The sequence below is a fragment of the Blastococcus sp. SYSU DS0973 genome, assembly GCF_054051055.1.
Window position 1 is genome coordinate 540,264 of the sequence record NZ_JBJHAN010000002.1, and the last position, 17,724, is coordinate 557,987.

The following is a 17,724-nucleotide window of genomic DNA, read 5'->3' on the forward strand; positions in this document are numbered from 1 at the left end:
TCATGCGATGGGCGGCGGGGTCGGCGCCGCCAGGGTCATGTCCGGTGTCAGCGCCTCGACGCCGCCGAGCCACGGGCGCAGCGCGACGGGGACGTGCACCGAGCCGTCGGCGCGCTGGTGCACCTCCAGCAGGCACGCGATGGTGCGGGCGATGGCGCAGAGCGTGCCGTTGAGCGTGGCGGCCGTCTGCGTCCTCCCGTCGTCGTCGCGGTACCGGATGTTGAGCCGGCGGGCCTGGAACGTCGTGCAGTCCGAGGTGCTGGTCAGCTCCCGGTAGGTGCCCTGCGTCGGGAACCACGCCTCGATGTCGTACTTGCGGGTGGCGCTGGTGCCCAGGTCGCCGGCGGCGATGTCGACGACGCGGTAGGGCAGCTCCAGCGCCTGGAGGAACTCCTCCTCCCAGGCCAGCAGCCGCAGGTGCTCGGCGGCGGTGTCCTCGGGCCGGGCGAAGCTGAACATCTCGACCTTGTCGAACCAGTGCACCCGGATGATGCCGCGGGTGTCCTTGCCGTAGGAGCCGGCCTCGCGGCGGAAGCAGGACGACCAGCCGGCGTAGCGCCTCGGACCATGCGACAGGTCGAGCACCTCGTTCTGGTGCATCCCGGCCAGCGCGACCTCGGAGGTGCCGACGAGGTACAGGTCGTCGCGCTCGATCCGGTACACCTCCTCGTCGTGCTCGCCGAGGAAGCCGGTGCCCTCCATGGCGCTGGGCTTGACAAGCGCCGGGGCGATGACCGGGGTGAACCCGGCGGCGACCGCGCGGGAGATGGCCAGCTGCGCGAGCGCGAACTCCAGCAGCGCGCCGGGGCCGGTGAGGAAGTAGAACCGGGAGCCGGAGACCTTCGCCCCGCGCTCCATGTCGATGGCGCCGAGCTCCTCGCCGATCTCGATGTGGTCGCGCACCTCGAAGTCGTAGGAGGGCACCTCGCCGACCGTGCGGAGGGTGACCGCGTCGTCCTCACCGCCCGGCGGCACCTCGCCGGCCACCACGTTGGGGATCCGGACGTGCACGTCGCGGAGCGCGGCGTCGGCGGCGCGCTGCGCCTCCTCCGCCTCCTTCACCTCGGCCGCGAGCGCCTTGGCCCGCGCCAGGACGGCGGGCCGCTCCTCCGGGGAGGCCTTCTTCACCGCCTGCGAGGCGCTCTTCTGCTCGGCGCGCAGGTCGTCGCCCCGCTTGACCGCCTCCCGCCGGGCCACGTCGGCGGCGAGGAGCGCGTCGACGAGGGACTCGTCGGCCCCCCGGGAGCGCTGGCTGGCACGGACGAGGTCGGGGTTCTCGCGCACGAGCCGGAGGTCGATCACGACCTGATCGTAGGTGCCGCATCGACGGGGTCCGCGGTGTGCGCCGGGCGTCGCAGGAGCCGGCGTCCACTCCGGGTCCGATCGATGCGGGGGACCGGGGATCGGCCGGTCCGGACCGTCCCCCGGGTGCTGCCGTCCCGTCCCGACGTCCTCCCCGGCACAGTCGGTCTCTGCTTCCCACCGGAAGCAGAGACCGACTGTGCGCAGGACACCTCTGGCCCGCCCGGCCGATCGGGGACAATGGCCGCCATGCGCTTCCTGCAGCGGCCCTCGCACGACCTGACCTACTCCGACGTCTTCATGGTGCCGGCGCACTCGACGGTCGGGTCGCGGCTCGAGGTCGACCTGACCACCCCGGACCGGGTCGGCACCACGATCCCGATCGTCGTCGCCAACATGACCGCGATCTCGGGGCGGCGCATGGCCGAGACGGTCGCGCGGCGAGGCGGGCTCGCCGTGCTGCCGCAGGACATCCCCGTCGACGTCGTCGCCGAGGTCGTCTCGTGGACCAAGACCCGGCATCCGGTCTACGACACGCCGATCACCCTGTCCCCCACCTCCACGGTGGGCGAGGCGCTGTCGCTGCTCACCAAGCGCGCGCACGGCATCGTCGTCGTGGTCGAGGGCGGCTCGCCCGTCGGCGTCGTCACCGACGGCCAGTGCCAGGGCGTCGACCGGTTCACCCAGCTCTCCGAGGTGATGACCCGCGAGCCGCTCGCCATCCCGGCCGGCACCGACCTCACCAAGATCTTCGACGTGCTCTCCGGTGAGCGCGTCAGCGCCGCTCCGGTGACCGACGGCGACCGGCTGGTCGGCGTCATCACCCGCAAGGGCGCGCTGCGCTCGTCGCTGTACACCCCGGCCGTGAACGGCGAGGGCCACCTCCTCACCTCCGCCGCGGTCGGGATCAACGGCGACGTCGCCGGCAAGGCCGGCGCCCTGCTGGCTGCGGGAGTGGACGTGCTCGTGGTCGACACGGCGCACGGGCACCAGGAGAAGGCGATCGAGGCGCTGCGCGCGGTGCGCTCGGTCGCCGGCTCGGCCCCGGTCGTCGCCGGCAACGTGGTGACCGCCCAGGGCACCCGCGACCTGATCCAGGCCGGCGCCGACGTCGTCAAGGTCGGTGTCGGGCCCGGCGCCATGTGCACCACGCGGATGATGACCGGCGTCGGCCGGCCGCAGTTCTCCGCCGTCGAGGAGTGCGCCGCCGAGGCGCGCTCGCTGGGCAAGCACGTCTGGGCCGACGGCGGCGTCCGGCACCCCCGCGACATCGCCCTGGCACTGGCCGCCGGGGCGGCCAACGTGATGGTCGGCTCCTGGTTCGCCGGCACCTTCGAGAGCGCCGGCGACGTCCACGAGGACGGCGGCCGGCTCTACAAGGAGTCCTTCGGCATGGCGTCGGCGCGCGCGGTCAAGGCGCGGACGGCGACCCAGTCGGGCTTCGAGCGGGCGCGGGCCGGCCTGTTCGAGGAGGGCATCTCCTCGTCGCGGATGTACCTCGACCCGCAGCGTCCCGGGGTCGAGGACCTGATCGACCAGATCGTGGCCGGCGTGCGGTCCTCGTGCACCTACGCGGGCGCGCGCACCGTCGACGAGCTGCACGAGCGCGCCGTCCTGGGGGTGCAGAGCCCGGCCGGCTACGACGAGGGCCGGCCGCTGCCGACCAACTGGTGAAGCCGCTCCCCGTCCCGGTCTTCGAGGAGCTGGTCGCCGACGCCCTCGACGAGGTGCCGGCCGAGCTGATGGCCCTGCTGGACAACGTCGTCGTCCTGGTCGAGGACCGGAACCCCGAGGAGCCCGAGCTGCTGGGGCTCTACGAGGGCTACGCGCTGACCGAGCGCGGTTGGGACTACGGCGGCTCGCTGCCCGACCGGATCATGATCTACCGCGAGGCGATCTGCGACATCTGCGAGACCGAGGACGACGTGGTCGAGGAGGTCACGGTCACCGTCGTGCACGAGATCGCGCACCACTTCGGCATCGAGGAGGACCGCCTGCACGAGCTCGGCTGGGGCTGAACGGCGGAGCGGTAGCGTGTGACGACGTGCCCGAGAACTCCGCCCACGGCAAGCTGCCGATCAAGATGCTGCACGACCGGATCCTCGTGGCACGGCGCACGGAGGACGGTGACCGTCGCTCCAGCGGCGGCATCCTCATCCCGGCCACCGCCCAGGTGGCCAAGCGGCTGGTGTGGGGCGAGGCGAAGGGCGTCGGGCCGTCCGTGCGCCAGGTGAAGGTCGGCGACCAGGTGCTCTTCTCCCCCGAGGACCAGCACGAGGTCGAGGTGCACGGCGAGGACCTGATCATCCTGCGCGAGCGCGACGTGCACGCCGTCGCCGCCGAGCGCATCGAGGAATCGACCGGCCTCTACCTCTGACGACCGCTCGTCGGGGAGCTCGTCCTCGCGCCGTTCGTGCACATACGGTCGTCCCGCCCGCCGTGAGACCACCGTTCGTGCACGAAGGGTGGTTCGCCCAGGATCAGGACTCCGGCGGCTCCGGCGTGCGGGCGTGCTCGACGACGACGTCGGTCATCTCCACCAGGAACCGGCGGACGACGGCGAGCTCCTCGGGCGTGTAGCCCTCCATCGCGGCGGCGAGGTCGCGGGCGAGCCCGCCGAAGTGCTCGGCGCCGGCCGCCATCGCGGTGTCCGACATCTGCAGCACGACCCGACGGCGGTCCTCGGCGTCCCGGGTCCGGCGCAGGTGGCCGACCTTCTCCAGCCGGTCCACCAGTGCCGTCACCGAGGCCGAGCGCAGCTCCACCGCCTCGCCCAGCCGGCCGGCGGTGAGCTCCTCGCCGCGGCGGGCGGCGTCCATGATCGCGACCAGCGCCCGCACGTCGGTGCGGTTGAGCCCGTACCGCTCGGCGAACCGCTGGCCGACTGCATCCAGTTCGACGGTCAGCCGGCGAAGGAGCAGCGCCAGCTCCTGCCGCGCGCGCACGTCCTCCTCGGGCACCGGTGCCTCCGTTCGCGCTCGGCCGGATCCCGACCTAATCTCTCGATGATCGAGACTTTCGACCTTCGAAGGGCATCGTGCCTCGCCGTACCCACATTCTCCGCTGGCTCATCCCGGCGCTGATCGCCGTGGCCTGGCTGGCCGTCGCCGGCCCGCTGGGATCGTTCAGCGGCAAGCTGGGCGAGGTCTCGGAGAACGACTCCGCCGCCTTCCTGCCCGACAGCGCCGAGTCGACCCGGGTCACCGAGCTCCAGCAGCGGTTCCGCACCGAGCGGACGCTGCCGGTGGTCCTGCTCTGGGAGGGCGAGGACGGCGCGCTCGCCCCCGCCGCGCTGGCCGAGGCCCAGGAGCGCGTGGACGAGGCGGTCGTGATCGCCGAGGACGCCGGCGCGCTCGCGGGTGAGCCGTCACCGGCGATCCCATCCGAGGACGGTGAGGCGGTGCAGGCGGTCCTGCCGTTCGACCCGGACTTGGGCGACACCCTCGGCGAGGTCATCGGCGAGCTGCGCGACCTGCCCGCCGTCGACGGCACCACGGCCTACGTCACCGGCCCCGGCGCCATCTTCTCCGACTTCGCCGAGGGCTTCTCCGGCATCGACGGGCTGCTGCTGATCGCGGCGTTCGGCGTCGTCCTGCTGATCCTGCTGGTCGTCTACCGCAGCCCGCTGCTGCCGCTGCTGGTGATCGGCACCGCCGGTCTGGCGCTGGTCGTCTCGCTCGCGGTGGCCTACTTCCTGGCCAGGCAGGGCTGGATCGCGGTGAACGGCCAGAGCCAGGGCATCGCCTCGATCCTCGTCGTCGGCGCGGCCACCGACTACGGCCTGCTGCTGGTCGCCCGCTACCGCGAGGAACTGCGCCGCGAGGAGTCGGGGTACGCCGCGATGCGGGTCGCGCTCCGGCAGTCGTGGGAGCCGATCCTGGCCTCGGGCGGCACGGTGATCCTCGGCGCCCTCTGCCTGCTCTTCTCCGACCTCGGCTCCAACCGCGGGCTCGGCCCGATCTCCGCGGTCTGCATCGCCTTCGCCATGCTGGCCGCGCTCACCTTCCTGCCCGCGGTGCTCGTGCTGTTCGGCCGCGCGGCCTTCTGGCCGTTCCGCCCGAAGTGCGGCGAGGAGCACGCCTCCGGGCGGGGCTGGGAGCGGGTGTCGACCTCGGTCGGCCGCCGTCCCGGCCGCTACCTGCTCGGCAGCGCCGGCGCGCTGGTCGTCCTCGCGCTGCTCGTCCCCGCCTTCGACGCGGACGGGATCCCGCTCTCCGAGGCGGTGCGCGGCGGTTCGGAGTCCGGGGAGGGCCAGGAGGTGCTCGCCCGCCACTACGAGGCCGGCGCGTCGAGCCCCGCGGTGATCATCACCCCCGTCGACGGCTGGCAGGACGTCGCCGACGCCGCGTCCGGGGTGGGCGGCGTCGCCGAGGTCGCCCCTTTCACCGGCGAGCGGTCCGGCCCACCCGGAGCCGGGAGCGCCGAGCCGCTCGTGGCGGACGGACTGGTCCGGATCGACGCCACGCTCGCCGACGCTCCCGACAGCGAGGCCGCCCAGGACACCGTCCAGGCCCTGCGGACGGCGGTGAGCGACGTCGATCGCGACGCCCTCGTCGGCGGATCGAGCGCGAGCGACCTGGACACCCAGGAGACCGCCGCCCGCGACCTGGCGGTGGTCGTGCCGCTGGTGCTGCTGGTGATCACGGTCGTGCTGGCCCTGCTGCTCCGCGCGACCCTGGCCCCCCTGCTGCTCGTCCTCACCGTCGCGCTGAGCACGGCGGCGACCGTCGGCGTCAGCGCGCTGGTGTTCGACCACCTGTTCCAGTTCCCGGGCAGCGACCCGCAGGTGCTGCTCATCGGGTTCGTGTTCCTGGTGGCCCTGGGGATCGACTACAACATCTTCCTGATGACCCGGGCCCGGGAGGAGTCCATCCGGCACGGGGCCAGGAAGGGCGTGCTCCGGTCGCTGGCGGTGACCGGCGGCGTGATCACCAGCGCCGGGCTGGTGCTGGCGGCCACGTTCGGCGCGCTGACCGTGCTGCCGCTGGTGATCCTCGTCCAGCTCGGGTTCCTGGTCGGCTTCGGCGTCCTGCTCGACACCTTCGTCGTCCGGACCCTGCTCGTGCCGGCCGCCGTCCACCTCATCGGCGACAAGGTGTGGTGGCCCAGCACGCTGGCGAAGGGGCCGAGGGCTCCGGCGGAGGAGCGGGAGCGCGTCTGACCGGCCGGGGAGCGGCGGAATGTGCACGAACCGCCGTTCCCACCTGCGACCGGTATGGGGCAGGCTGGCCACGTGGAGACCATGCGTGTGGCGGTTCTCGGGCCCGGCGGTGTGGGCGGGCTGCTGGCCGCCCTGCTGGCGCGGGGAGGGCACGCGGTCACCTGCCTCGCCCGGCCGGCGACCGCCGCTCACCTCGACCGCGCCGGGCTGGCGGTCACCAGCGACCGCTTCGGCGAGCTGGCGGTGCCGGTGCGCGGCACCGCGCGGCTGGCCGGGCCGGTCGACGTCCTCCTGGTGACCACGAAGGCGACCCAGCTGGACGACGCGCTGGACCGCGTCCCGGCCGACGTGCTCGGCGACGCGGTGGTCGTGCCGCTGCTCAACGGGGTGGAGCACGTGGCGGTGCTGCGCGCGCGGTACCCCGCCGCACGGGTGGTCGCCGGCACCATCCGGGTGGCCGCCTCCCGCCCCGCCCCGGGAACGATCCGGCACGAGGGACAGCTGTGCGCCCTCGAGCTGGGGCCGGGCGCCGAGCCGCTGGCCGACGCGCTGGCCGCGGCGGGGGTCGACGTCGTCGACCGCCCGGACGAGGCCGGCCTGCTGTGGGACAAGCTGGCCTTCCTGGCTCCGATGGCGCTGCTGACGACGGCTGCCGGCGCGCCGCTGGGGACGGTGCGCGAGCAGCGGGGCGAGGAGCTGACCGCGGTCATCGCCGAGGTGGCCGCGGTGGCGCGGGCCGAAGGTGCGGCCGGGAACCCGGCAGGCACCCGCGAGTTCACCTGGTCGCTGCCCGACGCGATGCGTTCGTCGATGCAGCGCGACGCCGAGGCGGGCAACCCCACCGAGCTGGACGCGATCGGTGGGGCGGTGCTGCGGGCGGCCGACCGGCACGGCGTGGAGGTCCCGGTCACCCGGCGCATCGTCGACGAGCTGCGCGCCCGCCTGGGTTGACCGCCGTCAGCCGGCGACGAGGACCCGAGGTCATCAGGGCGGCGAACGCTCACACCTCGCCGGCGCGCACGCGGGTCAGCCAGGTCGCGGCCTCGGCGAACGCCGCGTCGGACGACTCGTCGGGCACCGCCCGGTTCTCCCGGCCGTCGGTCCGGGGGTAGGAGCCGAGGAAGCGGACGTCGTCGCACACCCGGTGCAGGGCGGCCAGCGCCTCGCCCACCCGGGAGTCGGCGACGTGGCCCTCGCAGTCCAGGGAGAACGAGTAGACGCCGAGCCGCTGCCGGGTCGGGCGCGACTCGATGCGCGTCAGGCTGATGCCGCGGACGGCGAACTCCCGCAGCAGCTCCAGCAGGGCGCCGGTGCGGTCGCCGACCACCGCGGTCAGCGACGTCTTGTCGTTGCCGGTCGGCGCCGGCAGCGCGCCGGGGGGCTGCACGAGCACGAACCGGGTGACGGCGCCCGCCTGGTCCGCGACGTCGTCGACGAGGGCCTCCAGCCCGTAGCGCTCCGCGGCGATCCCCGCGCAGACCGCCGCGTCCACCTCGCCCGCGGCCACCGCGGCCGCTGCCGCCGCGGTGGAGTTCGTCGGCAGCGGGGTGGTTCCGGGCAGCAGCTCGGCCAGGCGCCGGGCGGTCTGCGCGAGGGCGTGCGGGTGGCTGGCGACCGACCGGACGTCGGGCAGCGCCGTGCCCGGTCGGACGGCCAGGACGAACGCCACGTCGAGGAAGACCTCGCGGGTGATCAGCAGGGGCTCGCCGTCGGCCAGCCCGTCCATGGTCGCGGGCACCGAGCCCTCGACCGAGTTCTCCAGGGGAACCAGGGCGGCGTCGGCGTCCCCCGTCCGGACGGCGGCCAGCGCCGCGGTGACACTCGGGTGGGGGTCCCGCCGTCCCTCCGGAGTGGCAATCGCCCTGCTCAGGGCCGCTTCGGCGAAGGTACCCTCGGGCCCCAGATAGGCGAACCGCGTCGGAGACGGACTGGGTGGCATCCCGGGCATCCGACGAGGGTAGTGCGCACATCACGAGGCGGTCGCCCCACCCGGGGAACGGGTGCGGGGGCCGAAATCACCGGCCCCCGTGGCCGCCTGGCCCGGAGTGGAGGACGCGTGACCCCCGGCCCGGCCCGTGTCGCCCCCGGCGCACTCCAGGCTGCGCTGTGGCGGCTGCTCGACGCCAGCGACCGGGAGGATCCCGCCGCCTTCCTCGCGCTCGCCGACGACACCGCCGGCGCCTTCGCCGCGACCGGCGAGCCGGCCTGGACCGCCTGGGGCCACGCGCTGGACGCCCGGCGGGCGATGGTCGACGGGGACGAGGACGCCCGCGCGGCCGGGGTGGCCGCCGCCCGGGAGCTGCTGGACCGGTGTCCGGTGTCGTCGGAGACAGCCCTGCTGATTGCCTACCTCGCCCACATCGAGATGACCACCGACCACCTCGACCACGCGATGCTGCTGTCGGTCGACGCCAGCCTGCTCACCGACGGTCCCTCCGCGCAGCCCTCCCGCGCCCTGCTGCAGGCGCACCGCTGGCTGTCGATGACGCTCGCGGGTCTGGACCTGGAGGAGCTCGCCGTCGCGCACGCCATCCGCGGGCACCAGGTGGCCGCCGCCCTGCCCGACGTCGGCGACCGCGGGCGGCTGCTGCTGCTCACCGCGCGCCAGCACGTCGAGCTCGCCCAGACGTTGCGCCGCCGGGGGGAGACCGGGCGCGCCGCCGAGCTGGCCGGCCAGGCCATCACCCACGCCACCGAGGCGCGGAGCCTGGACTGGGACGCCGAGCAGGCCGACGCCGACCTGCTGGACGTGGTGCAGGCCTGGGCGCTCATGTGCAGCGGCGACCTCGACGCCGCGCTGGGGCCGCTGCGGCGCGTCCGCCGCTCGCTGCAGCGCGAGGGCGGCCTGTGGCTGCGCGGCTACACCGACCTGGTGCTCGCCCGGCTGCTCACCGCCCTCGCCCGGCGGGACGGGGACACCGCCGTGGGAGAGGAGGCGATCGATCTGCTGGTCGGGGCCTCGGGGGCGTTCGCCGCCACCGGCGACCGCCGCCGTTACCGGCAGACCCTGCTGGAGCTGGGGCAGGACAACGCCGACCTGGGCCGCCCTGCGGAGGCGCTGCACTGGCTGGAGGCCTACCGCGCCGACACCGGCCGCTCGCACGCCCGGGGCCGACAGCTGTGGGCGGAGATGTTCGTCCGCCGCAGCCGGCTGCGCGAGGCCGAGCGCCAGACGGCCGTGCTCCGCCGGCACGCCCTCGAGGACCCGCTCACCGGGCTGGGCAACCGGCGCAGCGCCGAACGACGGCTCGGCGCGCTGCGGATCGGCGAGGAGCCGCTGTCGCTGGCCGTCGTCGACGTCGACCGTTTCAAGGAGGTCAACGACGACACCTCGCACACCCACGGCGACGCCGTGCTCCGCCGGGTCGCCGACCTGCTGCGGGAGCACAGCCGCACCGGTGACGAGGTCTACCGCTGGGCCGGTGACGAGTTCCTCGTCGTGCTGCCCACGGCGACCGAGTCGCAGGCCGTCGTCGTGATGGAGCGCCTCCGGTCGGCCGTCGCCGAGGCCGACTGGACCGACCTGCAGCTGTCCGGGCCGGTGACGGTGAGCATCGGTGTCGCGACCGCCCCGGCGGTGCCCGACGGACAGAGGGGCACCGTCATCGGCTGGCGGTCGCTGTTCGACACCGCGGACCTGCACCTGTTCTCCGCCAAGCGGCTGGGCCGCAACCGGGTGCGCGCGCACGGCGCCGCCGACTCCGCTCCCGCGGACCGCGGGGCGAGTGCGTGAGCGGGCTCGCGCGCTCAGCAGGGGACGCCGCAGGAACTCGGTCGACGAGCGCCGGCGAGGAGAGCAGGTGAGCATCCCGCACGCGTGGGGCGGGAGAGACGGGACGGACGGAGGACGGCGCGTTCCCAGTCACCTACTCGACACTGTCCGTGACGACATGCAGAGTGCGCTCGTGCCACCGGGAGCCCTGCACCACCGGGTGACCGCCGCCCTCAGCAACTGGCAGCTCGACGACGCCGAGCAGCTGCTGGCCGGGGGTGAGCGCGATCCCTCGCCCTACGTCGCCGCCGCTCCGGCCGCCGACGCGCCCGACGGCGTCCCCGTTCCGCTCGGCCGCGCCTGGGCCGACACCCTGCGCGCCGAGCTGCTGGTGCGCCGGCTGCGCGTCGCCGGCTTCACCCTGGTCGGCGACCCGGTGTCCCCCGACTCCCCCGCCGAGCCGGCGCTCGACCTGCACGCCGGGGTCGCCGAGCTGATCGACGGCCCCGGGCAGGCCGACGGCGCAGACGCCGACCCCCGTGCTGAATCGGCCTCCCGCGCGGCGCTCGCCATCGCGCTGGTCCGTTCGGCCAAGGCCGCGTTCGACGCCACCGACGACGACCTGCAGCGGGCGGCGGGCCTGGCCCGGCACGCCCGCATCGAGCTGCTGTCGCGGCGCATCGACGCCGCGATGGACGAGGCCGTCGAGGCAGCCAGCCTGCTGGACCCGGCCCTGGCGCCCAGCACGCTGCTGGTCGACACCCTGAGCACGCTGGCCGGGGTCCTCGCCGACCTCGAGCTGATGCCGCTCGCCCTGGACTACCAGCGGCGGGCGCACGAGACCGCGCAGGCGGCCGCCGCCGACCCGGGGCTCCTGGGCCCCGACGACACCGACCCCGACGTGCTGGTCGCCGTCGCCGCCACCCGGCTCGGCGAGCTGTGCGCCGAGCTCGGCGAGGGCCTGCTCGACGACGGCGCCACCGACACGGCCGCGCCCTACTTCGCCGAGGCGCGACACCTGGCCGAGCAGGCGCTGGTGCAGCTGCCGCCGGACGCCGAGGGCGTCGTCCCCGCGCAGATCGTGCACGGGTGGGCGCTGGTCGGCCTTGGTGAGCAGGCCGCCGCGACCGGTCCGCTGCGCGCCGCCGTCCGGCTGTCCGCGGCCGTCGCCGACCGGGACCGGCTGGCCTCGGCGCAGCTCGCCCTGGGCCGGGCCCTGCGCCGCCAGGGCGACGGCCGGGCCGGCGACGAGCACCTGGTGGCCGCGCTCACCCTCGCCACCGAGCACGGCCTGCCCCGGCTGCGCCGGGCTGCCCTCCGGGAGCTCTGCACGCTGCACGCCGATCTGGACGACGCCGGCCGCGCGCTGCCCTACCTGCAGGCCTACCTCACCGACGAGCTCGACCGCGTCGACGAGCGGCGCACCCGCTGGGTGGAGCTGTTCGGCCGGCGCAAGAGCCTGCTGGAGACCGAGCGCGCTGCCGGGCAGCTGCGCCGGCAGGCCTACGAGGACCCGCTCACCCACCTGCCGAACCGGCGCTACGCCGAGGCGCGGCTGGACGGGCTGCTCGCCGCCGGAGACGTGCCCGCGCTGGCCGTCGTCGACGTCGACAACTTCAAGGCCATCAACGACGCGATCGGGCACCCCGGCGGCGACGCCGTGCTGCGGACGATCGGCGAGCTGCTGGTCGCCGGCGTGCGCGACACCGACGAGGTGTGCCGCTGGGCGGGCGACGAGTTCGTCATCCTCCTGCCCGAGACGACCGCCGAGCAGGCGGAGCGAGCGCTGGAGCGCATCCGCGCCTCGGTCTCCCGCTACCCGTGGTCCGAGCTCGGCCTCGAGGTGCCGGTGACGATCAGCGCCGGCATCGCCTCGGCCACCCGGGGCGACGACCGCAAGACGCTGTTCGCCGCCGCCGACGGCGTGCTCTACGACGCCAAGCGGAGCGGCCGCGACCGCGTGGTCCGGCTCTCGGCGCTGACCCAGACCCGGGCATCCGGCGTTCCGCTCGACGCGCTCTCCGGGGGCGCCCCGCCGGTGGCCGCACCGGCCGGCGCCGGGCACGACGACGCGAGCCCCGAGCAGCCCGCTCCGGTGGACGACGCCGTCCGCGCCCTCGCGGCCGTGCGCGAGGAGGTCGCCGGTTTCGCCGCCCTGCTCGGGAACCCGCACCCGCCGCTGGGCACCGCGCGGCCCGGCGAGCCGCTGCTGGCCCCGGTCCCGGTGGCCGCGGAGCCGGCCGGCGCGACCACCCCCGAGCCGGCCACGCCCCCGGTCCCGCCGGCCGGCGCCGTCGAGCCGGTGGCCGTCTGGGCCACCGGCCGCACCACCGAGCAGGTGCTGGCGCTGGTCCGCGAGGCCCGCCGCGAGCACCCCGACCGCCCGGCACTGGTGCTGCGCGCCGCCGCCGACACCCTGGTGGCGCTCGCGACCGAGCACCAGGCCACCACGATGGACGTCGCGGCCATGGCGGCGGCGGTCGGCCCGGTACCCGAGCCGGCCGGCCGCACGACGGTCCTGTGCGCGGGCGGCGCGGACACCCCGGTGGCCGCCGAGGTGGCCTTCGTCGCCCGGGTGGCCGGTACCGAGGTGGTGCGGATCGACGACGTCGCCGGCCGGACCCGCGCCCTGGCCGAGGACCGGGCGCTGTTCGACGGGGCCGACTGCGTCGTCGTCGTCGCCGGCATGGACGCCTCGCTGGCGACGGTCGTCGGTTCGCTGACCGACGTCCCGGTGATCGCCGTGCCCACCTCGGCTGCGCAGCCCAGCGCCTTCGGCGGGCTCGGCGCGCTGATGACGATGCTCAACTCGTCGGTGCCCGGCGTGGCCGTCAGCACGATCGACAACGGCTACTCGGCCGGGGTGTTCGCCGCCCGCGTCGCCCGCCGCTCCGGCCGCTCCTGACCGACGCGGGGAAGGACGGCAGCGAGGCCAGCTCGATGCCGGCGGGACCACGGGGCGAGCAGCATGCGGGGCCCTCGGCGGCGGTCGCTACCGTTGACCGTCGACTGAGACTGCCCGAGCCCCGCCCGGCAGTGCCGAGCGAGGAGTGCATCCGTGATCTGGTCGGTCGTCCTGGCCGCGTTCGTCCTGGTGCTCCCGGTCGAGCTGCCCGACAAGACGCTGTTCGCCAGCCTCGTCCTCGCCACCCGGTTCCCGCCGCTGCCGGTCTTCGTCGGCGTCGGGACGGCGTTCGGCCTCCAGGTGGCGATCGCGGTCACCGCCGGCTCCCTGCTGTCACTGCTGCCCGAGGCGCTGGTGACCGGGGTGGTCGCGCTGCTGTTCCTCGCCGGTGCGGTCGTCCTGTGGCGCAGCGCCGGCAGCGGCGCGGAGGACGGCGGGGAGGCCGCCGACGCGCGCGAGGAGACGTCGTTCCTGCGCGCGGCCGCCATCTCGTTCGGCGTGCTGTTCGCCGCCGAGTGGGGCGACCTCTCGCAGCTGGCCACCGCCGGCCTCGCCGCCCGCTACGAGGAGCCGCTGTCGGTGTTCGTCGGCGCCTGGGCTGCTCTGCTGGTGGTCTCCGGCCTCGCGGTCTTCCTGGGCAAGAAGCTCGCCGACCGGCTGCCGATCGCGATCATCCGGCGGGTGGCCGCCGGCCTGTTCCTGGTCTTCGCCGTCGTCGCCGCCGTGGAGACCGTCCGCGCGCTGACCTAGCGCAACGTCGGGATCCAGTCGGCCACCGCGCGGCCGATCTCGTGCGGCGAGTCCTCCGGCACGAAGTGGCTGCCCGCGACGGTGACCTCGGTCAGGGCGGGCCAGCCGCGCACCAGCTCGCGCTGCCGGCCGACCAGGATCGACCCGGGGTCGGCGTCGATGAACAGCTTCGGGACGTCGCTGCCCGCCAGCCACCTCCCGTACCGCTCCACGCGCTCGACGACGGCCGCCGGCTCGCCCTCGATCGGCAGCTGGCGCGGCCACTCCAGCGTCGGCCAGCGGTCCTCGCGCTCGGCGAAGGGCGCCCGGTAGCGGTCGTGCGCCTCCGGGGAGAGCCCGCGGGCCACGGACGCCGGCAGGATCTTCTCGACGAAGACGTTCTTGTCCAGCACTGCGGCCTCGCCGTTCGGGCCGCGCATGAGCTGGAAGATGTTGCGGGCGTCGGCGGGCCAGTCCTCCCAGGTCACCGGCGTGACGATCGCCTCGGTGAAGGCGATGCCCCGCACCGCCTCGGGGTGGCGGGCGGCCCAGTCGAACCCGAGGCCCGAGCCCCAGTCGTGCAGGACCAGCGTGACGCGCCCGGTCGCCCCCACCGCGGCGAGGAAGCCCTCCAGGTAGGCGGCGTGCGTGGCGAAGTCGTAGGTGCCCGCGCCGGGCGTGGGGAGCTTGTCCGACTCGCCCATCCCGATCAGGTCGGGCGCGAGGCAGCGGCCGAGGTGCTGCACGTGCGGGATGACGTTGCGCCAGAGGTACGACGACGTCGGGTTGCCGTGCAGGAAGACGATCGGATCCCCCTCGCCGACCTCCACGTAGGCCATCTCGGCGTCCTGGACCTGCACGCGCCGGCGGGGGAACGGGTCGTCGGGGGAGATCTCGTCGGCCATGCTCCGATACTTGCATCCGGGACGTCGCCCCGCCGTCCCGGTCCTAGCGGTCCTCGCCTGGCGTCAGCAGTGCCAGGCGGCTGACCAGATCGCGCAGCTGCGGGTCGAGCTCCGGCCACGGCACCTCGGGGGCGGCCGCCCGCAGGGTCACCATCCCGTGCAGCGCGGTCCACAGCAGGTTGGCGTCCGCCTGCGGGTCCCGGCTGGCCGAGCGACCGGCGGCGACGCAGGCGCCCACCCCGTCGACCAGCAGCGCGAACGCCTGCGCCCCGCCCGCCACCCGCCGGGGGCCGAACATCGCCCGGTACCGCCCGGGGGCGGCCAGGCCGGCGCGTACGTAGGCCCGGCACCCGGCGACCAGCCGCGCCGCGGGGTCGGTCTCCCGACCGACGGCGTCGGTGACGGCCGCTCCCAGCGCCGCGAAACCCTCGTCCAGGACCGCGTCGAGCAGCTCGCCCAGATCGGCGAAGTGGCCGTAGACCGCCGGCGCGCTCACTCCCGCCTCCCGGGCGACGGCCCGCAGGCTGACGCCGTCGAGCGACCCCGCCTGCTCGAGGAGCCGGGCGGCGGCGGTGATCAGGTCGGCGCGGAGATGTCGTACGGGCACGCGTCGACTTTACAGCCGTTAATCGCGGGCCTACGCTGCTTAACGCCTGTAAAGCCCCGCTCCAGGAGGATGCCGTGCCGCTCATCCCCGACCTGCCCTGGACCGCCGACCGGATCGGCAGTGGCCCCGGCGTCGTCGTCACCACGTCCCTGCACCTGCGTCGGCTGCGCGACGTGCCCGCGTTCTTCCGCGCATCCATGGCCATCCGGTCGCAGACGATGCGCAGCCCGGGCGCGCGGTCGATCGTGCTCCGGGCGCAGCCGCTGGCCCGCCGGTTCACCACGGTGTCCTGGTGGGAGGACGAGGCCGCCGTCCGGGCGTTCGCCGTCGCCGAACCGCACCGCTCGGCCATGCGGCGGTGGCGGCCGCGGCTGGTGGAGTTCGGCTACGCCGCGCACCCCGGCGTCGCCGGCGAGGTGCCGACCGTCGACCGGGCCGCCGCGACGCCCTAGGTTCCGCGGCCCCCAGCCACCGGAAGAAGTGGGTGCGCTGGGTCGAGGAGGCGGAGAGGCCCGAGACCCGTACGCCGACGACGAGCGGTTCACCGCGCACTGCGGGCGGATCGCACCCGGGCCGGCGCCGTGCGTGAGCACCGCCGTCCAGGCCGGCGCCGTCCGCCCGGGCTGAAGCGCCGGCGCCCGCTCTGGGGGTGGTTCGCGTGCATGGGTGGTCCTGCAGGACTGCCAGGGCGAGAGGAACACTGCCAGAGCGCGGTCAGCGCTGGCCATCGGCGTCCAACAGTGGCGGCGGCTCTGCGGGACCAGGCGGCCCGGGTCCGCCGCGGCCTGTCCGCGCTCGGCGCCCCGGAAGCTCCAGCACACCGCGCCGTGAGCGCCGCCGCTCGCATCCGGAGGAGCAGCTCGCCGTGCAGCATGCCCCCAGAGCGGGGGTCCGGTCAGCCCTCCTCGGCGAGCACCTGCTCCGCCACCGGCACCGCGCGCTCGCGGTCCCCGGCCACCAGGCCGATGCGGGTGCGGCGGTCGAGCAGGTCGGCCACCGTCCGCGCACCCTCGTGCCGGACGGCGAACCGCAGCTCGCCCACCGTCTCGGGGCGGCCCGCCACGACCGCGGCCGGGCCCAGTGCCTCCACCAGCGGGGCCTCGGTGCCGTAGCGGGCGACCAGGCGCGCGGGCGCCGCCACGCGGTCCAGCGCCGCCCGGGGCGCCGCCCCGACCAGCGGCAGCCGCGCGGTGGGCGAGCGGGCCGCGCCCCGCCCGAGCCGCGCCACCACGGCGTCCACGGCCTGCTCCGCCATCGCGCGGTAGATGGTCAGCTTTCCGCCGACGACGGAGAGGCCCGCTCCGTCCCAGGCCAGCAGGTGCTTCCGGGACAGGTCGGCCGTCGCGCCGTCCGGCCTCGCGCCCGCCCGTGGCTGGACCAGCGGGCGGTAGCCGGCGTAGGCGCCGATCAGGTCGGCGCGGGTCAGCGGCTCGGTGAGCACCTGGTTCACCGTGTCGAGCAGCTGCTGCACCTCCGCGTCCGACGGCGCGGCATCGTCGTCGGGCACCGGGCCCTCCACCGGCTCGTCGGTGAGCCCGAGGTGCACCAGCCCGTCGGGCTGCGGCAGCGCGAAGACGTACCGGGACCGCGAGCCGGGCAGCGGCACCGTCAGCGCCGCCGACGGGGAACCCAGCCGCACCCCGGGCACCAGCAGGTGCGAGCCGCGCGAGGGCACCAGCCGGATCCCCGGCGCCAGCCGCTGGGCCCACACGCCGGCCGCGTTCACCACCACGCCGGCCCGCACGGTCAGCGGCCCCTCGCCGGTGGTCACGTGCACGTCGGCGCCGTCGACGCCGGTGACCGCCGCCCCGGTCAGCACCCGGGCTCCGTACGCGGCCGCGGTCCGGGCCAGCGCCACGACGAGCCGCGCGTCGTCGGTCAGCTGCCCGTCCCAGAAGACGACGCCACCGCGCCCCGGCCGGACGGCGGGCGTGCGGCGGGCGACGTCGTCGGCGCGCACCCGGCGGGCCGGGGGCAGCGATCCTCGCCCACCGGCCACCGAGGCGCGGACCGCGTCGCCGAGCCGGCCGCCCAGCCCGGCCAGCGCGGTGACGTCGCGTCCGGCCGCGTCGGGCACCAGGAAGGGCAGCGGGCGCACCAGGTGCGGCGCCGTCGCGCCCATGAGGACGGCGCGCTCGCGGGCGCTCTCCCGCGCCAGCCCGATCTCGCCGTGCGCCAGGTAGCGCAGGCCACCGTGCACCAGCTTCGACGACCACCGGCTGGTGCCGGCCGCCAGGTCCGTGCGCTCGCACAGCAGCACCGACAGCCCGCGTGCCGCCGCGTCCAGGGCCACCCCGGCGCCGGTGACGCCACCGCCGACCACCACGACGTCGACGTCCCCGGTGGCCTCCGCGAGGTCGCGGGCGCGGCGCGCGGACGAGAGGGAACCGATCACCTCGTCCT

15 protein-coding genes are annotated in these 17,724 nt (G+C 75.5%); 9 read left to right on the forward strand and 6 right to left on the reverse strand.

Going from position 1 to position 17,724, the window contains the following annotated elements; all coding sequences use genetic code 11:
• Nucleotides 1-1,302: a serine--tRNA ligase gene (serS, locus tag ACI791_RS06430; protein WP_456585279.1), complete on the reverse strand. Its 1,302-nt coding sequence runs from the start codon at nt 1,300-1,302 to the stop codon at nt 1-3.
• A gap of 249 nt (nt 1,303-1,551) precedes the next feature.
• On the opposite strand from serS, the gene ACI791_RS06435 reads away from it, so the two are divergent.
• The 3 genes from ACI791_RS06435 to ACI791_RS06445 are packed head-to-tail and all read left to right on the forward strand — an operon-like array spanning nt 1,552 to nt 3,679.
• Complete coding sequence (locus tag ACI791_RS06435; RefSeq protein ID WP_456585280.1) at nt 1,552-2,976, forward strand: GuaB1 family IMP dehydrogenase-related protein; 1,425 nt, start codon at nt 1,552-1,554, stop codon at nt 2,974-2,976.
• Nucleotides 2,973-3,320: a metallopeptidase family protein gene (locus ACI791_RS06440; protein ID WP_456585281.1), complete on the forward strand. Its 348-nt coding sequence runs from the start codon at nt 2,973-2,975 to the stop codon at nt 3,318-3,320. The genes ACI791_RS06435 and ACI791_RS06440 overlap by 4 nt, the downstream gene beginning before the upstream one ends.
• Nucleotides 3,321-3,346: 26 nt before the next feature.
• Nucleotides 3,347-3,679, forward strand: a complete 333-nt coding sequence (locus ACI791_RS06445) for a GroES family chaperonin (protein ID WP_347058918.1) — start codon at nt 3,347-3,349, stop codon at nt 3,677-3,679.
• 103 nt (nt 3,680-3,782) lie between these two features.
• Here ACI791_RS06445 and ACI791_RS06450 read toward each other — a convergent pair whose 3' ends face one another.
• Nucleotides 3,783-4,262: a MarR family winged helix-turn-helix transcriptional regulator gene (locus ACI791_RS06450; RefSeq protein ID WP_456585282.1), complete on the reverse strand. Its 480-nt coding sequence runs from the start codon at nt 4,260-4,262 to the stop codon at nt 3,783-3,785.
• 77 nt (nt 4,263-4,339) lie between these two features.
• Between ACI791_RS06450 and ACI791_RS06455 the strand changes: the two genes are divergently transcribed.
• The gene (locus ACI791_RS06455) at nt 4,340-6,463 is read left to right on the forward strand and encodes an MMPL family transporter (protein ID WP_456585283.1); all 2,124 of its coding nucleotides are present in this window, start codon (nt 4,340-4,342) and stop codon (nt 6,461-6,463) included.
• Nucleotides 6,464-6,544: 81 nt separating this feature from the next.
• On the forward strand, nt 6,545-7,414 hold the full coding sequence (locus tag ACI791_RS06460) for a ketopantoate reductase family protein (RefSeq protein ID WP_456585333.1): 870 nt from the start codon (nt 6,545-6,547) through the stop codon (nt 7,412-7,414).
• A gap of 49 nt (nt 7,415-7,463) precedes the next feature.
• On the opposite strand, the gene pheA is transcribed toward ACI791_RS06460, so the two are convergent.
• Nucleotides 7,464-8,411 (reverse strand): prephenate dehydratase, encoded by a 948-nt coding sequence (gene pheA / locus ACI791_RS06465; RefSeq protein ID WP_456585284.1) that lies wholly within the window; start codon nt 8,409-8,411, stop codon nt 7,464-7,466.
• A 108-nt stretch (nt 8,412-8,519) separates the two neighbouring features.
• On the opposite strand from pheA, the gene ACI791_RS06470 reads away from it, so the two are divergent.
• The 3 genes from ACI791_RS06470 to ACI791_RS06480 all read left to right on the forward strand — a co-directional run bounded on the left by ACI791_RS06470 (nt 8,520) and on the right by ACI791_RS06480 (nt 13,830).
• Nucleotides 8,520-10,196: a diguanylate cyclase gene (locus ACI791_RS06470; RefSeq protein WP_456585285.1), complete on the forward strand. Its 1,677-nt coding sequence runs from the start codon at nt 8,520-8,522 to the stop codon at nt 10,194-10,196.
• 172 nt (nt 10,197-10,368) lie between these two features.
• Entirely contained in the window at nt 10,369-13,080 is a 2,712-nt protein-coding gene (locus ACI791_RS06475) for a diguanylate cyclase domain-containing protein (protein ID WP_456585286.1), read from the forward strand.
• A 153-nt stretch (nt 13,081-13,233) separates the two neighbouring features.
• Nucleotides 13,234-13,830 carry a TMEM165/GDT1 family protein gene (locus ACI791_RS06480; protein WP_456585287.1) on the forward strand — a complete coding sequence of 199 codons (597 nt, stop codon included), beginning with the start codon at nt 13,234-13,236 and terminating at the stop codon, nt 13,828-13,830.
• Here ACI791_RS06480 and ACI791_RS06485 read toward each other — a convergent pair.
• A complete protein-coding gene (locus ACI791_RS06485; RefSeq protein ID WP_456585288.1) occupies nt 13,827-14,714 on the reverse strand; it encodes a haloalkane dehalogenase in 888 nt (295 codons plus the stop codon). The two genes, ACI791_RS06480 and ACI791_RS06485, sit on opposite strands and share 4 nt — an antisense overlap.
• Nucleotides 14,715-14,757: 43 nt before the next feature.
• Nucleotides 14,758-15,321, reverse strand: coding sequence for a TetR/AcrR family transcriptional regulator (locus ACI791_RS06490; protein ID WP_456585289.1), 564 nt, complete (start codon nt 15,319-15,321; stop codon nt 14,758-14,760).
• A 74-nt stretch (nt 15,322-15,395) separates the two neighbouring features.
• Here ACI791_RS06490 and ACI791_RS06495 point away from each other — a divergent pair, with 74 nt between their 5' ends.
• Nucleotides 15,396-15,773 carry a hypothetical protein gene (locus tag ACI791_RS06495; RefSeq protein ID WP_456585290.1) on the forward strand — a complete coding sequence of 126 codons (378 nt, stop codon included), beginning with the start codon at nt 15,396-15,398 and terminating at the stop codon, nt 15,771-15,773.
• A gap of 443 nt (nt 15,774-16,216) precedes the next feature.
• Here ACI791_RS06495 and ACI791_RS06500 read toward each other — a convergent pair whose 3' ends face one another.
• Nucleotides 16,217-17,716 carry a glycerol-3-phosphate dehydrogenase/oxidase gene (locus ACI791_RS06500; protein WP_456585291.1) on the reverse strand — a complete coding sequence of 500 codons (1,500 nt, stop codon included), beginning with the start codon at nt 17,714-17,716 and terminating at the stop codon, nt 16,217-16,219.
• Between the last annotated feature and the right edge of the window lie 8 nt (nt 17,717-17,724).